This is a genomic window from Alphaproteobacteria bacterium (assembly GCA_016699305.1).
Lineage (GTDB): Bacteria > Pseudomonadota > Alphaproteobacteria.
The window spans coordinates 1,999,394-2,020,659 of sequence record CP064970.1 but is presented as its reverse complement, the minus strand read 5'-3'; the positions used below and the strand labels follow the sequence as shown (position 1 = coordinate 2,020,659).

Genomic DNA, 21,266 nt, shown 5'->3' with positions numbered 1-21,266 from the left:
AGGAAACCGACATGCGCATCTTTTGCCTGATTGCCCTGATGCTGACGCTGTCTTCCTGCCTGACGGACAGCCAAGCCCCCAATACGCCGCGTTACCGCATTCTGGTGACCGAAGACGCCAAGGGCAACAAGATCGCCGTACCGCCCGATTGCGCCAAATGGTCGGACGATAACCAGGATCATCTGTCCAACGCCGTCTATAGCGATTGGGGATGCGCCAACGCGCGCAATCTGGCCTCGATGGTCGAAGACCCCCAGGACCTTCTGCGCGGACATAACCCTGCTGTGGCCGACGGCATCGTGGCAGCCGGGGCCATCAAACGTTACCGCCTTGGCAAAGCCAAGGCGCTGATTGATCCCAACGCGCCGGCGGTTCAGGACCGGTCAGTAGCCAGCACCGGCAACGAAGACGATTAAGGCAGGAGGCCATACCAGATAGAGCCATGTCATCCAGTCATGAAGATAAGACCAGTTTGCATTCTGAATTCATGGCCTTCGTTACCGACGACGAGTCGGCGAAGGTCCTGCAAGACTACGCCCGTTCACAATCCATGCCCGAATCCACAGTGCAATATGGCGGCCCAGATCTTGTCGTACAGTTACTAAGCAACGCCACGCCACCGGGTGTCCTGGTCGTTGATATCGACGGGCACGAAGACCCTGTCGAGCATATTTTACCCATCGCGTCCATGTGCGCCAATATCGCCCGGGTCATCGCCATCGGCTCGATCAACGATGTGCGGCTCTATCATGACCTGCTCGCCAACGGCATCGTGGATTATCTGGTCAAGCCGCTATCCGTCAAGCTGCTGGCGGCAACGGTGGACAAGGCTCAGCGCGCCGCGATCACCGGCGCGGCGGCCGAGCGTAGACCCGGGCGTTTTACCATCATCTGCGGCGCGCGCGGCGGCGTGGGTGCCAGCACCGTCGCGGTCAACGTGGCATGGCTGTGCGCCCATGAGCTTAAGATCAACACGTTGTTGTGGGATCTGGACCTGCACTACGGCATCAGCGCATTGGCACTGGACCTGGAGCCGGGCAGAGGATTGCGCGAATTGCTGGAAACCCCGACCCGCGTGGACGGGCTGATGGTCGCTAGCTCGCTTATCAGCGAAAGCGACAAACTTTCCGTCTTGGGCAGCGAGGAGGCGTTAGAAGCCTCGTTCATTTTCGATTCCATGGCCGGCTCCGCCCTGCTGCGCGAATTGCGCGGGCATTTCGACATGATCTTGCTGGACATGCCACGCTGGCTTCTGCCCGGGGCGCGCAGTTTCCTGGCCGAAGCGGACTCAGTGATGATGGTCGGCGATTTTTCGCTCATCAGCATCCGCGACATCAACCGCGTCAAAGATGTGCTTAAGGGGCTGGGCAATGAAGGCACCGCGCCTCCGCCTTGCATACTGGCCGCCTATGGCGGCAATCGTGACGCGGGCCGCCAGCAGATCGACCAGGCCACCTTCGAACGCGGCGTCCAAGGCAAGCTGGATTACCTGTTGCCCGACGACGGCAAGGGATTGCGCGAAGCCGCCAATCTTGGCAAGGCCCTGGGCGAGGTGATGCCCAATTCACCGCTGGTAACCGCTTTGCGGCCACTGGCACAGCGTCTCTCTGGCGTCACGCCCAAGACCGCGACCAAGAACGCTTGGTTCGGCATAGGCAAGAAGCCGGCATAAGGAAGGAAAGGGAGCCTATGAGCACGATCAGCACCCTAGCCGCCTTGCGGGACAAGTTTTTGCCTCTTATCAAAGAGCGTTTGGATCCCGCCAAACGCGCCATGCCCCGCGCCGAGGTGGCGCGCGAGGTTAAGGCCATGTTGGGCCCGATGATGGCCGAACAGCAAATCAGCCTGACCTTGCTGGATCAACGCGATCTGCTGACTCTTTTGGTCAACGACCTGCTGCCCGAAGCGCCCAAAGCACAGCCTGCCCTTGTCGCATCATCGATGGTTCCCACATTCGACACCACCAAGCCCTTGGAAAACTTGGTCCCTGCGGCACCTGTCGCCGCGCCTGTTGTCTTGGCTCCGTCCCCGCAGCCGTCTGCCGAGGCCACGCAGCGGCCAGCCACGCCCACACGATCCACGGTCGATCAAGCCAAGACCAGGTTACAGCCGATCTTGATGGAGCGCATCGATACCGCCGCCGCCGCTAAGCTAAGCCGCGCCGACCTAACCAAGGATATCAGCACGCTGATCGTCGAATTGCTGGCCGAACAAAAGATTCAGCTGAACTCGACCGAGCGCCAGGAGCTGGTGACCCGCATGCTGGACGACATGCTGGGCCTTGGACCTTTGGAACCTTTGCTGGCCGAGGAAAGCGTCTCGGAGATCATGGTCAATGGCTGCAAGCAGGTCTATATCGAAAAAGCCGGGCGTTTGCAGTTATCCGATGTGCAGTTCCGCGACAACGGCCATGTGATGAGCATCGCCACGCGCATCGTCACCGCCATCGGTCGCCGCATCGACGAAAGCACGCCGCTTTGCGATGCCCGACTTTTGGACGGCAGCCGCGTCAATATCATTATCCCGCCTCTGGCGATCGACGGCGCCACCATCACCATCCGTAAGTTCTCGAAGAAGAAGATCACGCTGGACGTGATGCAAAAGTTCAACAGCATATCGCCCGCCATGGCCACCGTGTTGCGGATCGCCGGACGCTGTAAGTTGAACATCTTGATCTCGGGCGGTACGGGATCGGGCAAGACGACGTTGCTGAACGCCATCTCGCAGATGATCGACGCTGGCGAGCGCATCGTGACCATCGAAGACGCCGCCGAGCTGCAATTGCAGCAGCCGCATGTGGTGCGCCTGGAAACGCGGCCCGCGAACTTAGAAGGACATGGCGAAATCACCATGCGCGACTTGCTAAAGAACGCTTTGCGTATGCGCCCCGACCGTATCATCTTGGGCGAGACTCGCGGTGCCGAGGCCATCGATATGCTTCAGGCGATGAACACCGGCCACGACGGATCCTTATCCACCGTCCACGCCAACCGACCGCGCGAAGCCTTGATGCGTCTGGAAAATATGGTGGGATTGGGCGGCGTCAACCTATCGCCGCGCGCCGTGCGGACACAGATCGCATCGGCGATAGATCTTGTCGTACAGGTCAGCCGCATGCGCGACGGGGGCCGCCGTGTCACCTATATCAGCGAAGTGACCGGCATGGAGGGCGAGGTGGTCACCATGCAGGACTTGTTCACCTGCGAAGTTGATGGCGAGACCGCCGATGGCAAGCTAAACGTCATCTATAGATCCAGCGGTTTGCATCCGCATTTCGCGCCCAAGGCGTCGTATTTCGGGCTAGAGAAACCCCTGTTGGAAGCCATGTTCGCCGATACGCGCGGCGAGCCGCCCGGACGTTCCTCCCGCGACCATGAGCGAGACAAGGATCATCAACGATGACAGACACCGCACCCGCCCCTGTCGCCGCCGCAGTCGCCGACGCAGCCGTCAGCGCCAATAGCCTTGCCGCCATTGATCCGATCTGGGTTATCATGGGCGGCGGTGCCGTTTGTTTGCTTATCATCATCATGATGATGACAGGCGGCAACGATGCCGCCTTACAAAGACGGCTGAAACAGGTTTCGGATCACCAAGCCATCACCTCGCGCCGCACGGGCGTCAAAGTTGCAAGCGGCCTAACGCGCCGGAACTATACCGGGGCAAAGCTGACGCCTTGGGGCAAATTCACACGCGCCGTCATGCCTAACCCGGCACGTCTGCGCGCAAGGCTGGACCGTACAGGCAAAGATATCGGCTTTGGCACCTACGGCATCATGATCGTGATATCAGGCATGGTATCGGCCATGATCGCCGCTTTATCGGTGGGCTTTAATCCCACGACGATGAGCCTTGCGGGACTTGCCGGCGGACTGTTCCTGCCGCACAAGATCATCAACCGCATGGGCGAAAAGCGGTGTTTGAAGTTCCTGAAGGATTTTCCCGAGGCCATCGACTCCATCTGCCGTGGATTGCGTTCGGGCCTGCCGGTTTCCGAGTCCATCGCCAGCGTCGGGCGAGAGATGAGAGATCCCGTCGGCGTCGAGTTTCGCCATATCGCCGACCGCATCCATCTGGGCAGCAGCATGGAGGACGCCATGTGGGAGGTCGAGAAACGTCTGGATATCGCCGAGTTTCGCTTTCTGATTATCGCCATGGCCATTCAGCGCGAGACGGGCGGTAATCTGGCCGAGACATTGGGCAACCTGTCCGACCTGTTGCGCCGACGTCAGCAGATGAAGATGAAGATCCGCGCCATGTCGTCCGAGGCACGCGCAAGCGCGATGATCTTGGGATCATTGCCCTTTCTGATGTTTTGCCTGCTGATGTTGGTGAATCCCAGTTATGTCATGACACTGATCGACGATCCGCGCGGCAATATCGTGGGTGGCGGCGCATTATGCTGGCTGATGACGGGATTCTTCGTCATGGGCCGCATGGTCAAGTTCGAGATCTAGGAGGAAGAAGCCATGTTCGACTTCATCACCAACCTAGACGACCAGACAATCACTTTTCTGTTTGGCGGCTCGGCCTTGGTGGTGGTGTTTCTGGTATGGCGCGCCTTACTGGACAAGGACCCTCTGCCGCAGCGTCTAAAGAGCCTACAAGACCGCCGCTCGGCCATGCATGCCGCCATCAGCGCCAGGCCGTCACGTCGCAAGAATATGGTCGCGCAGCGTATCGGCATGATGAAGAACGTGGTGGAAAAACTCAAACTGGCCAAAGGCAACACCGCCAACGAAATCCGCATGAAGCTGGCGCGCGCGGGTTGGCGGTCTCAGGAGTCGCTGATTATCTATATGTTTGTGCGCGTCTTCGCGCCCATGCTCGGCGGCGCAGGCGTGGCGCTGATGGTCTTTGTGCTGCAAGTCTGGGAGATGAGCAAGCCACAAGCTTTCGTCTTGTGCTTTCTGGTCACCATCGCCAGTTACTTTTTGCCTGAATTGTATCTGAAAAACGCTCAACAAAAGCGCCTGAGCATTCTGCGAAAATTTCTGCCCGATGGCTTTGATCTTTTGGTGATCTGCGCCGAGGCGGGATTAAGCCTGGACGCCGCACTGGATCGCGTCAGCCGCGAAATGGCCGTCGCTTGTCCCGAATTGAGCGAGGAAGTCGGCTTGACCGGCATCGAGTTGGGGTTCTTGCCCGAGCGTCACAAGGCCCTGGCCAATTTGAATGAGCGCGTACCGCTGCCAGGCATCCAGGCTCTCGTGAACACCCTGGTCCAGACGGAACGCTATGGCACGCCACTGGCCCAGGCTTTGCGCGTTCTGGCCGCCGAAATGCGCGAAGAACGCATGATGAAGGCCGAAGAACGCGCCGCTAAGCTGCCGGTGATCCTGACCGTGCCCATGATTATTTTTATCTTGCCGCCCCTGTTTTCTGTCCTGATCGGCCCTGCCGCACTGCGTGTCATCGACACCATGAATAAAGGCTAGGCACTGTTCACAAATATCTATGAAGCGGCGTCAGCCGCTGTGATGGAGATGAAGAATCTGCGATTCAGCGACAGCGTGAAAGACAGGTGATGGATGCCCGCCTGCGTGTTGTCTTCCGCCAGGTTGAGTAGGCGAGAGATAGGATCAGTGTAGTTGAGGCATCGTAGGCGCGTTTTGTTGTAGTTGGCAACGAAGGTGTGGAGGAAGGCGTTGCGCTGGTCGTGGGAGAGGAACTTGTTTTTGCCCTGATTGGATGCTGCGGCGGGGCATGTGCGGAGGGCCTCGGCGATGCGTCGGTTGAAGCGTTCGACCATGCCGTTGGTCTGGGGATGGAAGGGCTTGGTCAGTCGATGGTCGATGCCGTGGGCGGCGCAGACGCGGTCGAAGGGGTGGTTGCCGGTGGGCGTGCGGCCCTGGGGCGTCCAGCGGGCACCGCCGAAGCGGTCGGTGAACTCGCTGCCGTTGTCGGTCAGGATCGTGTGAACCTTATGGGGGAAGGCGGCCAGGAAGCGCTCCAGGCAGCCCGCGACGGTGACCGCATCGCGGGCAGGGATGACCTCAATGTGGGCGAAGCGGGTCGCCCGGTCGACGGCCATGAAGATGAAGCTGGGCTTGCCTTGCAGGCGGGTGAGATGCTTGAGATCTATGTGAATGAACCCGCAGGGGACGTCCGGGAAGCGGCCGGGTCGAGGCGCGGCATCGCTTGCTTCTGGGGCACGCGCCGCCGCGCCTCGACGGTGCAAACACCGCACGATCGCGCTGCGTGACAAGCGCGGGTTGACGCAGCGCCGCATGACCTCGGTGATGTCGTCGAAACTGAGCCCAACCTCCTGTCGCAAGCCGATGATCAACTCTTCCTCGACCATGTTGGTGCTTTGATTGAGGTTATGGCGCTTGCTGGAGCGGTCATGAACGTCATCTCGCGCCCGCCACCGGCGGATGACCGTCTCCGACACGCCAAGCTCCTCGGCCAGTCTCGCCACCGAGGCCTTGCTCTGCTGTATATACGCCCTCTGTCTGGGCGTCGTCCGCGCATTCGCGTGCAATCTAATCTGCATGCCAACCCCGCTGTTCAAGATACTCTACCCCTCGGCAGAGAGATGGTTTGTCTATACAACCAGGCGGTATAATACACCTGCGCGGGCATGACAGGTTGAGAGGGTCATTTTTATATGAATAGAGCATGCCTTGTTGTGAGCCTCCCTCTCCCCATGCGTCACTCCCGCGAAGGCGGGAGTCCATCTCCTGTCTTGGCCGATAGTGCTGCGGGTTAGAATGTTCACGCATGCAGCCACCAAGCATTCCAAGCTGTGTGACCAGTGACTAATAAGCACAATTCGGTGGTGGTCCGGCGTGGAATCCTGTGCCAAAATACGGTGGTCCTTCCCGCTATTGGAGTCGTGTCAGCATGCATATTAATTGGAGGCAAATGGAGCGCATGGAAGGCATGCGCGTGGTGGCCGAGATCATGCCGCATCTGAAGGATGTGGACATGAAGCCCGCCGTCATCCGCGTACGCCAGGCAAAATTGGCTTTTTACGATCAATATGTTTTCTATGAACTGACCGACCCCAGCCAGAATCCGCAAGCCAGCATCTATGCCTTGCATAAGCCGGGCTGCGAGGAAGAGGAAGCGACCTTGGTCCTGGACGGGACCAACCGCCCGATATATACGGCCAACGAATGGGCGCCCTTGATTTTAGATGCTGGGAACATCCCCTCTTATGTCGGTTTTTTCTTTGCCTGCGTGGTCGGCACGCATGGCCCGATGGCGGTGGTCGAAAAGCTTGAAGATATGACCCCGGAAAAGGCCGCTCAGGAAGCCGCCGACCAAGGTGCCAGTCCGCAAGAGCAAGAGAAAATGGCCGAACGTGTCCGAACCGTGCAGGGCATCTGTCCTCCCCGCGTGCTGAATATTGAATCGAACGGCATTTACACAGTGGCGGCGGCGATGCTGTTTCAAAACTGTATCTTCCGCACCAAGATGGAAATCACGACGCAAGGACTGATCCGCATCACCGAGCATGACATGATGATCGGCGGCATGGATTCCGCCGATGAGGAAGACTAGGCTATCCCGCTTGCACAAGCTCCTGCGGCAATTCCATCAGACAAGGGCCTACGGTCCATAGCAGAAAGCATCGTGTGCGATGCTTGGGGTAGATGGCCGCCATGGCTTGGGCATAGGCCCGCATCTGATTGAGGTAAGCGGGCGGTGTGTCCTGGGGCGATTCGGGCGGGCGACGCTGGCTTTTATAGTCCACGATCAACACGTCCTGATCCGTGACGCATAAACGGTCGATCTGGCCAGACAACACGCGACCGCCGGGCAACAACCCCGTCACCGGCACTTCCGCCCGACTGTTAGGACCGAACAAAGCGGCCCATTCGGGACTATCCAACACCGCCATCACTTCGCGCGCCGTCGCATGCCGCCAGGATGAGTCCCAATCCGCCACGACGGCGTCCAGATAGTCATGACAAGCCTGTGCCCGTTTCTGGGCGGGCATATCCGGCAACCATTGCAGCAAACGGTGGACCACCTGTCCCCGCTGCAACAGGCTGTGAGATGCCTGCCCATGATCCAGAGGGGAAAGCAGCGCGGGTTCGTCCTCGTCTGGACGCGAGGGCGTCAGGGGACGCGGCGGAGTCTCCTCGGGCGGGGCGGGGCGGCGCAACCAATCGGGAATCGCCATATCCATTTGTCGCATGGCCTGGGCGCGTATGGGGCCACCGCGCAAGGAAGGGGCCGTCTGCTCCGTCTCCAGGATATGAACGATGCCTTCGGGATGCTCCTGGGAAAGCGCGATAGGTGCCAACGCTTTTTTGCACAGATCATACCAACTGGTTTCATAGGACGCGCCGCCTCCCCTCTTTTGTTCCCAGCCTGCCAAGACCAAACATTCTTCGGCACGTGTCAGCGCCACATAGAGCAAACGGCGATATTCTTGTTCGTCGCGCTTGGCGGCTGCGTCCATAAAGACCTGCGTCGCCTTGGGCATCTGGTCGGATGCGCGGCGGATGAGGATCAAGGGGCGTCCATGCGAGTCTTGCCCTTGCAAAAGCCTTGCATTCTTGCGCGACGAAGCATGCATATCCGGCAAGATCACGATGGGGGCTTGCAAGCCCTTGGCCCCATGCACCGTCATGATGCGCACCTCGCCCGGACCATTCGCGTCCCGTTGCGCCTCGCGTCGCATTTCCTCTTGTGCCTGCTGCAGACGCTGCACCATCACCTGCAAGGAAGGCGGACGCAACCGCTCTTCATCCAACAGGGCCGTTAGCAACTCGGCCAAGGCTTCGATGGCTTGCGACCCCAGACACTCAATCAATGCCTGCCGTCCACTGACCGCCGTGGGACATGGCATTTCCAGGACCGCCGCGACGAATTCGAAAGGCGGAAGCGCATCGGCGCGCGCCAGCCAGGACTGCAAATAGACACGCGCCGATTCAGCCCAAGGCTTTTCGCTGTGATGCAGCCGATCCCATAAGCTGGCCTGGCGTCCATAGGCCAATTCGAACAACTGATCATCGTCGAAACTCAACAAGGGGCCGCGCAACACAGCCGCCAGATTCATATCGTCTTGCGGCAACAGCACAAAGCGCAACAGGGCCAGCACATCTTGAACGGCCCCTTGCTCGGCCAAGCGCACTCGGTCATCTCCCGCGACAGGCACCCCCCGTTGTTTAAGCGCGCGCACAAGCTGGCCGGCCATCGGCTCCCTTTTGCGCAGCAGAACCATCATATCGCGCGGTTGGATGCGACGTCCGCGCGCCGCAAGACTCTCGTCTTGCAGCATGGCTTGGATCCTATCGGCCAAGCGGTTCGTCAATATCTGAACGGATTTTACAGGCGCATCATCTTCATCATCTTGGTCTTGCGAATCCTCTTCCCGGGCCAAGGGCCAGATTTCCACGCGCCCCGCCATGCCGCGATGGGCGGCGCAGACATGATGCTTCAAAGGTTCCGCCGCCACGCCGTCCAAGGCCGTCGGGGTTGAGAACACGGCGTCCACCGTATCCAAAACCACCTGATGCGAACGAAAGGATGTCCGCATGGGGATCGAGGCAAGCTCGGCCTTGGCATCTTCGATCCGCTTCTTGAAATAGTCATGCATGTCGCTAAACCCTTGGGGGTCCGCGCCTTGAAAGCTATAGATCGACTGTTTGGGATCGCCCACGGCAAAGATGGTGCGCGCCACGTCCCGCGCGCCGCTTCCGGCAAAGAAATCCTCAGTCAAAGACCTTAACAAACGCCACTGCGAAGGACTGGTATCTTGCGCCTCGTCCAGCAGGATATGATCAAGTCCGCCATCCAGCTTATACAACACCCAAGGCGCGATGCCCGGCCTTTCCAACAAGCGCACGGCATGGTGCACCAAGTCGCCGTAATCCAGCAGGCCGCGCTGCCGCTTGCGCCGCGTGTATTCCGCCTGTACCTGGCTGGCAAGAATCAGCAATGCCGCCGAGGTTTCGCCGCATATCAAGGCATAGCGACGATCATCGGCATCCAACAGGCGTTGGCCCTCGGCCACAAGAATAGCCTCGACATCAGGATGCTTTTCGCGCACAGCCTTGGTGGTCATACGCGCATTGATGGTGTTCTTATCCGTCACGAAGTTCTTGCGATAAGCCGGAAAACCCATCACGCGCTTGGCGGGATCCTCCAGCCAGTCCAAGATGGCGCGACCGCGCTTTTTCTCGGCATCCGAGCCGTCATTCACCAAGCAGGCCGCCGCGCGTCTTAGACTTGGCGCGTCAAAGGCGGCGTCGCTTGAGAATGCCTGTAACGCGCTTTTCGATGTTTCGCCGTCGCGCAGCCCCAGAAAATCCCGCATCGCACGAATCGCGCCGTCAAGCCCGCCATGGGCATCCAGCAAATCTCGTAACTGACCGTCGCTGGCTGTCATGTCTGGCAACAACTCGTCCCGCAGGTTCTCGCCGAATTCTCCCGCCAATAAATCCAGCGCATCAGCCAAAGGCGCGTTCGGCTCTTGTCCCGCCGCGCGAAAGCAAGCCTCGCAAGCTTGACGCATCAACCAATTCTGCTCGGCGGACTCGACCACGGCGGCATGGGGGGGCACCCCTGCCTCGACCGGGAAACGCCCCAGCAAAGACTGACAAAAACTGTGCAATGTAAGAAAACGCACGCCGCCATCGGGCGCGTCCAGAACGCGCGCGAACAGCCGCCGCGCTTCCTGGCACATCCGGGCCGTGGGCGCAGAGCCGGTTAGATCGGCCAGTTTGAGGGACAATTCGCCCTCGTCCATGCTGACCCATCTGGCCAAGGTGCCATGCAGCAAACGCTCGGCCATTTCTGCTGCCGCCGCGCGGGTATAAGTGAGGCACAAGATCGCGCCGGGGCGGGTGCCGGTCAGCAGCAGACGCAAGACGCGATCGACCAGCACCTTGGTCTTGCCCGACCCGGCCGAGGCCGACACCCAGGCGGACACCGCCGGGTTCGAGGCGCTGCGCTGGACCACATCCGGAGAAAGAGATTCGTCGGGCGACGCGCTTTCCTCGTCCCCTTTCCGCATCAGGCGATCACCAACCGGTGATGCAGCAGGCTCAGCATCGGATAATCATGCGGCAGGTTTCCATAGCCCCAGCTGTCGCCATAGGGCGCTTGAGCGGCCAGATAGTCGCTGACGCGACGCGCCTTTTCCACACGCACGCAATTGGTCTTTAACCCGCCCAGCATGGCCCCGGTCAAACGGCCTTGATCGTCCACCTCCATGGGCGTGGCCAAGATGGCATCGACGCCCAAAGGCTCCAACAAAGGCGGCAGATATAGGTCCAGCCCGCCGCTGGCGACCAAGATATGATGGCCGCGCGCCTTATGTTGACGCAAAATCTCGACCACGTCTTCGCGCCAACGGATACGCCCAGGCAGACGCGCGGCGGCGGCCTTGGCCGTTTCCAACGGCATATCCGCCAATAAGCGTCGCAGCAAACCGGCCTTGAACAGACTGCGCCTTTCGGCGCCGATGCGGTTTTGCGATCCCACCATGCCCCAAGCCGTCTTGCCGCCCTCAATCGCAGCGGCCATGGCAAAACGCGCGGGACCGGCCAGCTCGATCAAAAAATCGGCCAGGCTGTCGCCGTGACACAACGTGCCGTCAAAATCAAAGACCGCGATACCGGATAAACCGCTCATCCTTCCACCTCACGCCCCATCAGGGAAAAAGGAGCAGTGGAAGTGCTACCAGAGGCGGCGGCATCCTCGCTCCACATCAACGAGTCGAACGCGCCGCAAGACGGGCAATGCGCGATCCATTCAAGATCAACAGGACGCGCCGCGCCGCATTGTCCGCAACGCCAGGACGGAGGCTCGGGCGCGGCCAGGGCCATGCGCAGCAAATGGCTGACCGAAGCACCCTGCTCGCCCTTATCGGTTTCGATCGCGGCCAGCATCTGCCAATAGCGCCGATCGGGCGGGTCATGCGCCAATGGCTGTAAGACGTCGCGCGCTTCGTCCAGACGGCCGGCATGACGCAAAGCCTCGGCCAAGATCAAGCGTCCCTCCGCCTGGGCAGGATCCACTTCGTGCAGCGCACGCGCCTGACGCACGCGCCCTTCTATGCCCGATTTAGCGGGGTCCAGAGCTTCCATCCAGGCCTGCGCCAAGGCCGCGCTGGGACGGCGTTTCCAAGCCGCCAACAGGGTCCGCCCCGCAAGGCGGCGTTTACCGACCTCGATCAGCAATCCGGCCCAGAATAGCACCGCCGGTTCCCAATGGGGTTGCAAGCGCAAAGCCGGGATAACCAAACGCTGCGCCTCCTCGACCTCGCCCCGCGCCCGCGCTTCACGCGCGCCAGCCAGGGAAATCACCGCCTCGTAACGCTTGATCCGCTCCTCGGGCAAGGCGCGAAGGCGGCGCACCTCACGCAAAGCCAACAGCGCCGATGCCCAGCGCCGCGAGGCCAATTCGGATTCCAGCACCGTGAGTCGCGCGGTGGGGCTGTGCTTATCCTCGCGGCTCCACCCTTGGGCCAGAGAGGCCATTTCGCTTGAATTGCCCGCATCCTGCGCCAAAGTCAGCAACCCGCGATAGCCCAACACGGAACCAGGACCGGGCTTTTCCAACAGCTTCATCAGCAAACGCCGCGTCCCGGGCACATCCCTTGCCAAACGGGACGCCTGAGCCTCCAACCAAATGGCCAAGGGCGAAGCGCGTCCGAGGATTCCAGCGGCCGAGCGCGCCAATTTGGCCGCGCGTGCATGATCGCCCGAGGCCAAAGCCGCCAGAGTTTCGGTCACACGGACCTGCCCCTCAAGAGCGTGGTTCAATCGGCGTTGCAACAGCAAGCGACGCGAACCGTACCGTATCCAATCCCAGGCGTGATAGACCGCCATGGCCATCAGGCATAAAACCAACACGACCACGACCAGCGCGGCGGCAGAGCTTTGCACGCGCCAGCCATGCCAATCGATGGTCACCGATCCCGGCTCACCCGCCAGCCACGCACCGGCCACGGCCAAAGCCAGAAGCTGGGCGACAAAAAGAATAAGGCGGATCATGGCGCGGCCGCCTTGGGGGCCTGGCCCGATTCATGACCGGGCAGGGATTGCACCGATCGAGCCACGCGCAAAAGCAACGCCTCGGCCTCCATGCGTTCGCGCAACTGACGCCGCAGATCGGAAAAATCTGGTTGATCCGCCAGGCTTTCGCTGGCCTGGATCGCCTCATCCCACCGCCCTGCGATAAGATGCAGTTCCATCTCATCCGCCGTCTTCAAGCGTGGATCGACCGGCGCGGCGGCGGGGGCCTCGCCCAGATGAGTCACGGTGACCACCGAACGCAAGGCTTCGGCCAGACGCGCCCACCAGCCCGTGGGCGGCGGCGACGCCTTGGCCGTCTCGGGCGGAGGCACCAAAGCTTGTCGCGCCTTCAAGAAACTCTGCTGCATCTGCGCCAATGGCAAAGGATTAAGAGTCAAAAGACGTTCGACCGCATGGCGATCATCTTCCGTCAATGATGAGGGCAGACTGTCTTTAAGGTTCTTCAGAGCCAGACGATAAAATTCCATCTGTCCGGCATCCAAACTCCACCTCGCCTGCCCCAAAGCCAAGGCAAATAGGATGCCTTGGGTGTTTTGCTCGTCATAGCCGCGCTGACGCAGGCTATCGCCCCATTGCATCATCTGGTTTTGCACCTGGGCCAGGCTTTGACGAATTTGCGCCATATCGCTTTCAAGCCGGGAAGCGGCGGCGCCATTCTCGGTCGCCTGTGGCTGATCGAGTCGCGCCAATTTTTCTTCGACGCCCTCCGCCGGTGTCTCAGCCGTCGTCTTTGACGGCCCTATCCGCTCCAACCGGGCCAGGCGTTCTTCATAGGTGGCCCATGAATCACTTAGCAGTATCGTCAACGCTCCCGCACAAGCCACGCCCGTTCCCAAAACAAGCGCCCAAACCGCCACGATCCACCAGCCCCCACGCCGACCCGCGACAAGGCGACGGCCAGAACCGGATATTTCCGCAGAGGGAACGCGATCATCGGTCATCAGGGATCCTCATAAGATTCGATGGAGGCCAACAGGGAATCCTGTCGGGGCCGACGGGCCGTGACCACGTCGCGCCAAGGCAACGGAGCCAAAGCCGCCGCGACGGCAGGGCTAAGCGCATAGGCACGCAAAGCCGTGCAACAATCTTCAAGACCGTGGGCCAAGACAAGGCGCACGAAGGTGGCGGCGGCACGGGGCGAAAAGAACAAGGCGGCATCCAGCCCCCGGGCGGCCAATATGCGGCGGCAGGAAGGCGAAAGACTTGTTGTTTCAACGACACGATAGACATGCCAACGCCGCACCTCAAATCCCCGTTCCCGAAGCATTCTGGCAAGCCGATGCGGAGCTGTCAAAGCGCAAAGGTGCAACAAGGCCCCATGACGTGGATCAAGACGCAAAGCCGCCAAAGCCGCAAGCTCCTTCACATCGCCATCCGCACTGCGAACCCGTCGGAACCCCGCCGACCGAGCCGCCTGTGCCGTGGCGTCCCCCACGCATAGAATGGGCAGGTCACGGGGCAACATGCGCCCTTGCAGATTCGCCAAAGATTGGGCACTGGTGATCAGCACCGCTTGAATATCATTTATATCCGGCACCGGAACCTGTGTAGGACGGGGTGTTTGCATCGCCTCAACCACACAGCGCCACCCCCGCGCCTGCACGTGCTGCGCCAAGGCCGCGCTGGCCTCGTCAGGCCGCGTCAACAACAAACGCAAGCGTTTCACTTCATCAGCTTTCCTTGCAAGGCGGCAAAATCACGAATGAGAGAAAAAATCCGCCGGAACGCGGGCGCGCAGGGCAGCACCGACGTCACGCCCCAATGTCTCGGCCTGGGCATGCGTGGACTCTGCGCTGTGGCGTTCGACCCTTAGGCCGTCAGGGGAAGCCACCAGGGCATCAAGGCGCAAACGTCCTTGCCCAATATCCTGTCCCCAAGCCCCGATCGGCGTATGGCACGAGCCGTCCAACACCTGGAGCAAGGCGCGTTCGGCGGTCACGCAAGCGACCGTCACCGGGCAGTTGATGGCGGCCAGCAGCGCGTGGGCCTCATGATCTGCGGCGCGGATCTCGATCCCCAAAGCGCCTTGTCCCACGGCGGGTAGCATGATGGTCTCGGGCAAGTCGATACCCAAGGATTCGGGCATTCCCAGCCGGTTTAGCCCCGCCCGCGCCAGCAAGGTGGCCTGGACCATGCCTTCTTGCAGCTTACGCAAGCGCGTATCGACATTGCCGCGCAATGGCACGACCTCTAAATCCGGACGATGCGCCAGAATCTGCGCGCGGCGGCGAAGGCTGGACGTACCAAGGCGCGTGCCCAGCGGCAAAGCATCAAGCCCCGTCACGCCTGGCTGGGTGATCAACGTATCCAGAGCCGAACCACGTTCGGGCATGGCGGCCATCACAAGCCCTTCGGGCAGATATGTGGGCACGTCCTTCATCGAATGCACGGCCATGTCGATTTCACCATGCGCCAGGGCGTCTTCCAATTCCTTGACGAACAGGCCCTTGGTGCCGCCTTGATCGGCCAGCATGCTTTCCCCCGTGCCGGGCCGCCAATCGCCCGAAGCCTGGATGGGCATCAGGCAGATATCGCGGCCCTCCAGCGAAGGGTGAGCGGCGCTCAACAGGCGGATGACAACATCCGTCTGGGCGCGAGCAAGGGCACTGGTGCGAGTGCCGATTTTCCAACGTCGGGAAGACATAAGGTCGGACTTTACTTGACCCCCTTGATTTTGCAAGCTCTCCTCAACGGAAAGAGAGGCTGCCATGAGCGGCAAACTGATGGTGGTGGCCGCAGCGGCCTTGATCAATGACGCGGGATTCGTGCTGCTGGGCCAGCGTCTTCCTGGAAAAGACTATGCCGGTTTATGGGAATTCCCCGGCGGCAAGGTCGAGCCGAACGAGACTCCCGAACAGGCCCTAGCCCGCGAATTGTCTGAAGAATTAGGAATCGTAACACAAGCGCATCATATGTGCCCGATCACCTTCGCCTCGCATACACATGGCACGGGACGGCATGTCCTGATGCCGCTTTTCGGCTTGCGCCAATGGCAAGGACAGATCGAACCGCGCGAGGGGCAGGGATTGACATGGATCGCCCCCCAGGCCATCGAATCGTCCTCTTTGCGCCTGGTGCCGCATGACGATGCTCTGTTGCCAGCCCTGAGGAGATTCGTGGATGGCGGATAACGCCCCCCTGACTTTGGATCTGCCGGATGAGGCCGCCACCTGCCGCCTGGGCGCGGCACTGGCCGAGCTGGCGCGCCCTGACGATCTGATTGCCCTATGGGGCGATCTGGGAGCGGGAAAAACCACGCTGGCCCGCGCCTTTATACGGCAATGGACCAACGACGCGCAGCTATGCGTACCCAGCCCCACATTCACCCTGGTGCAGATTTACGACTCCATCCGGGGCAAGGTCTGGCATGTCGATCTTTACCGCCTCAAAACGCCGGACGAGGTCTTCGAATTGGGCTGGGAAGAAGCCTGTGGGCAGAATCTGGTCCTACTTGAATGGCCGCAGCGCATAGAAACGTTGTTGCCCAGCAAGCGTTTGGACCTGCGCCTCTCCCATGATCAGGGGGGAAGACGGGCCGTTTTGCAAGGGTGTCCCGACTGGTCGCCGCGCCTGGCACAGGCTATGCTGGGCGGATGATAAGCGCGCTTGCCACCGACACGCCCGCCCGCCCCGCCGCATCGGAGGCGGTGGAAGAATTTCTGACGCATCACGCTTGGCATATGGCCGAACGGCATCCCCTGGCCGTCACACTGAACACCCTATCCGTACGACGTTATACGCGCCTTAGGCGTTTGGATGGCGCAAGTGCCATGCTGATGGACTGCGCCGACGGTTCGGCACCGCCCTTTGTTCGCATCGACCATATCTTGCGCGAGATGGGATTGTCCGCGCCGGAAATCTACGCGCAGGACCTGGCATCCGGCTTGTTGCTGGTCGAAGATTTTGGCGATGACACCTATGCCAAGATTCTGGCCGCAGGCGGCGATCTGTGGCCGACTTATCGGACGGCGGTGGATGTCTTGATCCATCTGCATCGGAATTTCCGGATCGAATCCGCGCCCGATCTGCTGCGCTATGACCTGCCTGTACTGATCGAGCAAGTTTCGCTGTTCACCCAGGTCTTTGCCGTCTCGGCATCAGCATGCAAGGAGTTTGAAGATGCTTGGCGCGCTGTCTTGCCCATCACGCAAAGCCTGCCGCAAAGCCTGTTACTGCGCGATTACAGCGCGTCCAATCTGGTACGACGCGCGGGGAAAACCGGCCTTGCCGCCTGTGGCTTGCTGGATTTCCAAGATGCCGGAATCGGGCCGGTGATTTATGATCTTTTGTCCCTGGTCGAACGCAATCGCAATCCCGCTCCCACGCATCTGGCGCAAGCGGCGCGTGATTATTACCTGAATACCTTTCCCCATCTGGACCGCGCGGCGTTCGAAGCGTCATGGGCTATCCTAAGCACACAGCGTCGCATGCGCGTGCTGGCTCTGTTCACCCTCTATATGCGTCAGGGCCGCGCGGAACTGCGCGATGTCCTGCCAGGCATCAAGGCAAGGATGCATAATGAATTGCGCCATCCCGCGCTGAGCCCCGTGGCGCAATGGGTCAGTCAGCACGAAGCGAGTTTCGCATGAGCGGCTTTTTTCCCGAAAGCGCGATGATCCTGGCCGCCGGTCGCGGCGAACGCCTGCGTCCCTTGACCGATGATCGTCCCAAGCCTCTGATGACTCTGGGCGAGGGCACCCTGTTGGATCATGCCCTGGATAAGCTGTGTCAGGCGGGGGTGCCACGCATCGTCGTCAACGCGCATTACAAAGCCCAGATGCTGATTCAGCATCTGGAGGAACGCCCAGGCAATAAGGCGCAAATCCTTATCTCGCACGAAGCCGAAAGGCCACTGGACACCGGCGGCGGGGTCAAGAACGCCCTGCCCTTGTTGCGCGGAGAAAGTTTCTTCGTTCTCTCGGGCGATATGCCCCTGACCGAGGGGTCAAGCCCCAGCCTGGCGCGTCTGGCCAAGGCTTTTGATCCTGAAAAGATGGATGCCTTGTTGCTGGTTCTGCCCACGCGATCACCCCGCGCCCATGGCTTCGATCCCCAAGGCGGCGATTTTTTCATGCAAGCGGATGGACGTTTGACCCGCAAAGACACCGCTTTGCCCAGGCCCTATGTCTATATCTCGGCCATGATCGTGCAACGCGCTTGCTATGAGCCTTTCGCGCCGGGCGTCTTTTCCAACAATCTGATTTTCGACGAAGCCGAGGCGAAAGGCCGTCTTTACGGGCTGGAGCATGACGGCGCGTGCTTTCACATATCGACGCCACAGGATTACGCCTTTGCCTGTCTACATTGGGCGGAATCGTGACGGGGCGCGTCTTTACCCTTGGCGGCGCGGCGGCCTTTGCCGATAGCCTGGCCCTTGGCCTGCTTAAACGCTGCGGCGACGATCCGCTGCGCCTGTCCGCCATCACCTTATTGTTGCCCACACGCCGATCATGCCGCACGATGCGCGAAGCTTTTTTACGCGCAGCGCAAGGCAAGCCCTTATTGCTGCCGCATATGGTGCCGGTGGGCGATCCCGATCCGCAAACCCATCTCAGCCTGGCGCAGGCCGAGGCGCAGCTTGCCCCCGCCGTCGAGCCCTTGCACCGCCATTTGATTCTCACCCGTCTGGTTATGGCTTGCGGGCTGGGCGATTCCCCTTCCCTGCCGCCCGATCAAGCCTCGCAACTGGCCGCCGCCTTGGCCGAGTTCCTGGACGAGGTGCAAACCCAGCGACTGGACTTTTCCGCCCTCGACCATCTTGCGCCGCAGGACTATGCGGTTCATTGGCAAGAATCGGTGCGTTTCCTGTCCGTACTCAGCCAAGCTTGGCCCGGGGTTTTGCACGATCTGGGACGCATGGACCCGGCCGAGCGGCGCAATCGGATTCTGGCCATGCGCTGCGACCTGTGGCGCGAGAATCCGCCGCTTGATCCCATCATCGCCGCCGGAATCACCGGCTCGATCCCGTCGGTGGCCGATCTTTTGCGCGTGGTGGCCGAGCTGCCCCAAGGCGAGATCATCCTGCCCGGCCTGGACCTTGATCTGGACGAGGAGTCCTGGCAGCTGATGGAGGAAACCCATCCGCAGCACGCCTTGCGATCTTTATTGCGCGGCATGGAACTGGATCGGAAGGATATCCGCCCCTGGCCGGACGCGCCCGATGCCGCCGCCCCGCGCGCCACATTATGGGCCGAGGTGATGCGTCCCGCCGCGCTGACCGATGCGTGGAAAGACGGGCTAAACCTGACGCCCAAACATATCCAAGGCCTGACGCGCATGGACCTGGACGACCCGCATGAAGAGGCGCGCGTCATTGCCCTGATCTTGCGCGAGGCGTTGGAAACCCCGCACCGCACGGCGGCCTTGGTCACCTTGGATCGAGGCTTGGCGCGGCGCGTGGCGGCCATGTTGCGCCGATGGCAGATCGAGGTGGACGACAGTGCCGGAACCCCCCTATCCACCACGTCCACGGGGGCCTTCTTGCGCCTGGTGGCCGATTGGGCGCGCGAACAAGGGCCTTTGGAATTCCTGGCCTTGATGAAACACCCCTTGGCAAGCGCGGGGCTTTCCCCGGCGCAGTGCCGCCGCCATATACGCAAGATCGAAACGGCGATCTTGCGTGGCCCCAGACTGAATGGCGGAATCGCCACCATGCGCCGCGCGTTGCTGGAGGCCGATCCGACCTATGAGGAATTGGCCGTATGGTTAGAGTGCATCGAACAGACGGCCCAGCCCTTCGTCAACGCCCTAAACGCGCCGCGCGTCACATTGTTGGATTGCCTGGCAGCGCATCTATCGCTGGCCGAGATGCTGGCCGGCAGCGACGACACGCCAGGCACGGCACGTCTATGGCGCGGCGAGTCGGGTGAGGCCGCCGCCACCTTCTGCAGCGACCTGGACGAAGCGGTGGCGACATTCCCCGAATTTATGGGCGCGGCCTATCCCGCCCTGTTCGAAAGCTTGCTTTCCAAACAGGTTGTGCGTCCACGTTTTGGAAAAACGCCGCGCTTGTCCATATTAGGGCCTTTAGAAGCGCGGCTTATCCATGCGGATGTCATGGTCCTTGGCGGAATGAACGAAACCGTGTGGCCGCCCGCCACCGAATCCGGCCCTTGGATGTCGCGCCCGATGCGCCTTGCCTTTGGCCTGCAAAGTCCCGAGACGCGCATCGGACTTGCCGCGCATGATTTCGTCTGTGCCGCCAGCGCGCCATGCGTGGTCCTCACTCGGTCGCGTAAATCCGGCAAGAACCCCGCTTTGCCCTCGCGTTGGCTGCAACGTCTGGACGCCGTGCTATTGGCGGCCTCGCTGACCTTGGATTCGGGGCAAAATTGGCGCGACCTGGCCCGGCGGATCGATAGCCCCAGCCAGAACCGCCACCGCGACCGCCCCGCGCCCAAACCGCCCGTCGCGGCCCGTCCGCGTAGGCTCAGCGTCACGGATATCGAAACCTGGATCGCCGATCCCTATGCCCTCTACGTCAAACGCATCCTTAATCTAAGGGAACTGGACGAGATCGACGCCGATCCCGATGCGCGAATCCTAGGGACGCTGGTCCACAAGACGTTGGAGCTTTTTATCCGGCAATATATGCGCGGCCATCTTCCCCCGGACGCCGATCAACGCCTTATCCGGATGGGCGAAGAGGTCATGGCCGATGTCGCGCATCTACCCGGCATACAGGCTTTATGGAAGCCGCGTTTGGCGCATATGGCCGACTGGTTCGTCTCGATCGAGTCGGCAAGGCGCAGCCAGGGGACCTGGCCCTTGGCGATCGAAACCAAAGGCCAATGGCATTGCCCCGAACTGAAATTCACGTTGACATGCAAGGCTGATCGCATCGACCGCCTGGCATCGGGCGCTTTGGCCATTTTGGACTATAAGACCGGCACCGTACCCAGCGCCGCCGCCGTCGCGCGATTTGAAAAGCCGCAATTGCTGTTGGAAGCCGCCATCGCGCTGCATGGCGGCTTTGCCGATTTGGCCCATGGCGGAACAGGTGGGCATGATGAGATTGGCGAGCTAGCCTATTGGAAACTGCCCAGCCGGATCGGCAATGGCAAAGCCAGCCATGTAGGCCATGCCAAACAAGCCAATCCTTCGACCTCGGCGCGAGAATGTCTGGATTTTCTGCGGCAACGCATCGCGCAATACGACCGTCTTGAACAAGGCTACCGCGCGTCGTCCACGCCGCAGAGTTTTGGCGAAAGTGCCGCGATAGACCTATTTCCCCTGCTGAGCCGTGCGGCGGAATGGTCGGACTGA

18 protein-coding genes are annotated in these 21,266 nt (G+C 60.9%); 11 read left to right on the top strand and 7 right to left on the bottom strand.

Features of this window, described 5'->3' with window-relative positions; translation table 11 throughout:
- Positions 1 to 11: 11 nt before the first annotated feature.
- The 5 genes from IPI58_09630 to IPI58_09610 all read left to right on the top strand — a co-directional run bounded on the left by IPI58_09630 (position 12) and on the right by IPI58_09610 (position 5,438).
- Positions 12 to 416, top strand: coding sequence for a hypothetical protein (locus IPI58_09630; GenBank protein ID QQR69061.1), 405 nt, complete (start codon positions 12 to 14; stop codon positions 414 to 416).
- Positions 417 to 442: 26 nt separating this feature from the next.
- Positions 443 to 1,672, top strand: coding sequence for a hypothetical protein (locus IPI58_09625; GenBank protein ID QQR69060.1), 1,230 nt, complete (start codon positions 443 to 445; stop codon positions 1,670 to 1,672).
- A 101-nt stretch (positions 1,673 to 1,773) separates the two neighbouring features.
- Positions 1,774 to 3,402 carry a CpaF family protein gene (locus tag IPI58_09620; protein ID QQR70104.1) on the top strand — a complete coding sequence of 543 codons (1,629 nt, stop codon included), beginning with the start codon at positions 1,774 to 1,776 and terminating at the stop codon, positions 3,400 to 3,402.
- Positions 3,399 to 4,457, top strand: coding sequence for a type II secretion system F family protein (locus IPI58_09615; protein ID QQR69059.1), 1,059 nt, complete (start codon positions 3,399 to 3,401; stop codon positions 4,455 to 4,457). The genes IPI58_09620 and IPI58_09615 overlap by 4 nt, the downstream gene beginning before the upstream one ends.
- Positions 4,458 to 4,469: 12 nt before the next feature.
- Positions 4,470 to 5,438, top strand: a complete 969-nt coding sequence (locus IPI58_09610) for a type II secretion system F family protein (GenBank protein ID QQR69058.1) — start codon at positions 4,470 to 4,472, stop codon at positions 5,436 to 5,438.
- A gap of 17 nt (positions 5,439 to 5,455) precedes the next feature.
- On the opposite strand, the gene IPI58_09605 is transcribed toward IPI58_09610, so the two are convergent.
- Positions 5,456 to 6,394: a transposase gene (locus tag IPI58_09605; protein ID QQR69057.1), complete on the bottom strand. Its 939-nt coding sequence runs from the start codon at positions 6,392 to 6,394 to the stop codon at positions 5,456 to 5,458.
- Positions 6,395 to 6,846: 452 nt separating this feature from the next.
- Here IPI58_09605 and IPI58_09600 point away from each other — a divergent pair, with 452 nt between their 5' ends.
- A complete protein-coding gene (locus IPI58_09600; GenBank protein QQR69056.1) occupies positions 6,847 to 7,509 on the top strand; it encodes a hypothetical protein in 663 nt (220 codons plus the stop codon).
- Between the two features lies 1 nt (position 7,510).
- On the opposite strand, the gene addA is transcribed toward IPI58_09600, so the two are convergent.
- From addA to hemC, 6 genes are read right to left on the bottom strand one after another with little or no spacing between them, the layout of a single operon-like run.
- Positions 7,511 to 10,975: a double-strand break repair helicase AddA gene (gene addA, locus IPI58_09595; GenBank protein QQR69055.1), complete on the bottom strand. Its 3,465-nt coding sequence runs from the start codon at positions 10,973 to 10,975 to the stop codon at positions 7,511 to 7,513.
- Positions 10,975 to 11,595: a haloacid dehalogenase-like hydrolase gene (locus tag IPI58_09590; GenBank protein QQR69054.1), complete on the bottom strand. Its 621-nt coding sequence runs from the start codon at positions 11,593 to 11,595 to the stop codon at positions 10,975 to 10,977. Before IPI58_09590 ends, addA begins: the two co-directional genes overlap by 1 nt.
- Positions 11,592 to 12,959: a tetratricopeptide repeat protein gene (locus tag IPI58_09585; GenBank protein ID QQR69053.1), complete on the bottom strand. Its 1,368-nt coding sequence runs from the start codon at positions 12,957 to 12,959 to the stop codon at positions 11,592 to 11,594. The genes IPI58_09590 and IPI58_09585 overlap by 4 nt, the downstream gene beginning before the upstream one ends.
- Entirely contained in the window at positions 12,956 to 13,942 is a 987-nt protein-coding gene (locus IPI58_09580; protein QQR69052.1) for a hypothetical protein, read from the bottom strand. The genes IPI58_09585 and IPI58_09580 overlap by 4 nt, the downstream gene beginning before the upstream one ends.
- Positions 13,942 to 14,667, bottom strand: coding sequence for a uroporphyrinogen-III synthase (locus IPI58_09575; GenBank protein QQR69051.1), 726 nt, complete (start codon positions 14,665 to 14,667; stop codon positions 13,942 to 13,944). The genes IPI58_09580 and IPI58_09575 overlap by 1 nt, the downstream gene beginning before the upstream one ends.
- Positions 14,668 to 14,697: 30 nt before the next feature.
- Positions 14,698 to 15,645, bottom strand: a complete 948-nt coding sequence (gene hemC, locus IPI58_09570; protein QQR69050.1) for a hydroxymethylbilane synthase — start codon at positions 15,643 to 15,645, stop codon at positions 14,698 to 14,700.
- 64 nt (positions 15,646 to 15,709) lie between these two features.
- On the opposite strand from hemC, the gene IPI58_09565 reads away from it, so the two are divergent.
- From IPI58_09565 to addB, 5 genes are read left to right on the top strand one after another with little or no spacing between them, the layout of a single operon-like run.
- Positions 15,710 to 16,132 carry a (deoxy)nucleoside triphosphate pyrophosphohydrolase gene (locus IPI58_09565; GenBank protein QQR69049.1) on the top strand — a complete coding sequence of 141 codons (423 nt, stop codon included), beginning with the start codon at positions 15,710 to 15,712 and terminating at the stop codon, positions 16,130 to 16,132.
- Entirely contained in the window at positions 16,122 to 16,598 is a 477-nt protein-coding gene (gene tsaE, locus IPI58_09560) for a tRNA (adenosine(37)-N6)-threonylcarbamoyltransferase complex ATPase subunit type 1 TsaE (protein QQR69048.1), read from the top strand. The genes IPI58_09565 and tsaE overlap by 11 nt, the downstream gene beginning before the upstream one ends.
- Positions 16,595 to 17,590, top strand: coding sequence for a phosphotransferase (locus tag IPI58_09555; GenBank protein QQR69047.1), 996 nt, complete (start codon positions 16,595 to 16,597; stop codon positions 17,588 to 17,590). The genes tsaE and IPI58_09555 overlap by 4 nt, the downstream gene beginning before the upstream one ends.
- Complete coding sequence (locus IPI58_09550; GenBank protein ID QQR69046.1) at positions 17,587 to 18,321, top strand: nucleotidyltransferase family protein; 735 nt, start codon at positions 17,587 to 17,589, stop codon at positions 18,319 to 18,321. Before IPI58_09555 ends, IPI58_09550 begins: the two co-directional genes overlap by 4 nt.
- Positions 18,258 to 21,266 carry a double-strand break repair protein AddB gene (addB, locus tag IPI58_09545; GenBank protein QQR69045.1) on the top strand — a complete coding sequence of 1,003 codons (3,009 nt, stop codon included), beginning with the start codon at positions 18,258 to 18,260 and terminating at the stop codon, positions 21,264 to 21,266. The genes IPI58_09550 and addB overlap by 64 nt, the downstream gene beginning before the upstream one ends.

What these genes read in the sequence shown, in the direction of transcription:
- addA (QQR69055.1), bottom strand. Translation starts at nt 10,975, where the DNA reads ATGCGGAAAGGGGACGAGGAAAGCGCGTCGCCCGACGAATCTCTTTCT.
- IPI58_09580 (QQR69052.1), bottom strand. Translation starts at nt 13,942, where the DNA reads ATGACCGATGATCGCGTTCCCTCTGCGGAAATATCCGGTTCTGGCCGT.
- IPI58_09585 (QQR69053.1), bottom strand. Translation starts at nt 12,959, where the DNA reads ATGATCCGCCTTATTCTTTTTGTCGCCCAGCTTCTGGCTTTGGCCGTG.
- tsaE (QQR69048.1), top strand. Translation starts at nt 16,122, where the DNA reads ATGGCGGATAACGCCCCCCTGACTTTGGATCTGCCGGATGAGGCCGCC.
- IPI58_09610 (QQR69058.1), top strand. Translation starts at nt 4,470, where the DNA reads ATGTTCGACTTCATCACCAACCTAGACGACCAGACAATCACTTTTCTG.
- IPI58_09600 (QQR69056.1), top strand. Translation starts at nt 6,847, where the DNA reads ATGCATATTAATTGGAGGCAAATGGAGCGCATGGAAGGCATGCGCGTG.
- IPI58_09590 (QQR69054.1), bottom strand. Translation starts at nt 11,595, where the DNA reads ATGAGCGGTTTATCCGGTATCGCGGTCTTTGATTTTGACGGCACGTTG.
- IPI58_09550 (QQR69046.1), top strand. Translation starts at nt 17,587, where the DNA reads ATGAGCGGCTTTTTTCCCGAAAGCGCGATGATCCTGGCCGCCGGTCGC.
- IPI58_09625 (QQR69060.1), top strand. Translation starts at nt 443, where the DNA reads ATGTCATCCAGTCATGAAGATAAGACCAGTTTGCATTCTGAATTCATG.
- IPI58_09630 (QQR69061.1), top strand. Translation starts at nt 12, where the DNA reads ATGCGCATCTTTTGCCTGATTGCCCTGATGCTGACGCTGTCTTCCTGC.
- hemC (QQR69050.1), bottom strand. Translation starts at nt 15,645, where the DNA reads ATGTCTTCCCGACGTTGGAAAATCGGCACTCGCACCAGTGCCCTTGCT.
- IPI58_09555 (QQR69047.1), top strand. Translation starts at nt 16,595, where the DNA reads ATGATAAGCGCGCTTGCCACCGACACGCCCGCCCGCCCCGCCGCATCG.
- IPI58_09615 (QQR69059.1), top strand. Translation starts at nt 3,399, where the DNA reads ATGACAGACACCGCACCCGCCCCTGTCGCCGCCGCAGTCGCCGACGCA.
- IPI58_09565 (QQR69049.1), top strand. Translation starts at nt 15,710, where the DNA reads ATGAGCGGCAAACTGATGGTGGTGGCCGCAGCGGCCTTGATCAATGAC.
- IPI58_09620 (QQR70104.1), top strand. Translation starts at nt 1,774, where the DNA reads ATGCCCCGCGCCGAGGTGGCGCGCGAGGTTAAGGCCATGTTGGGCCCG.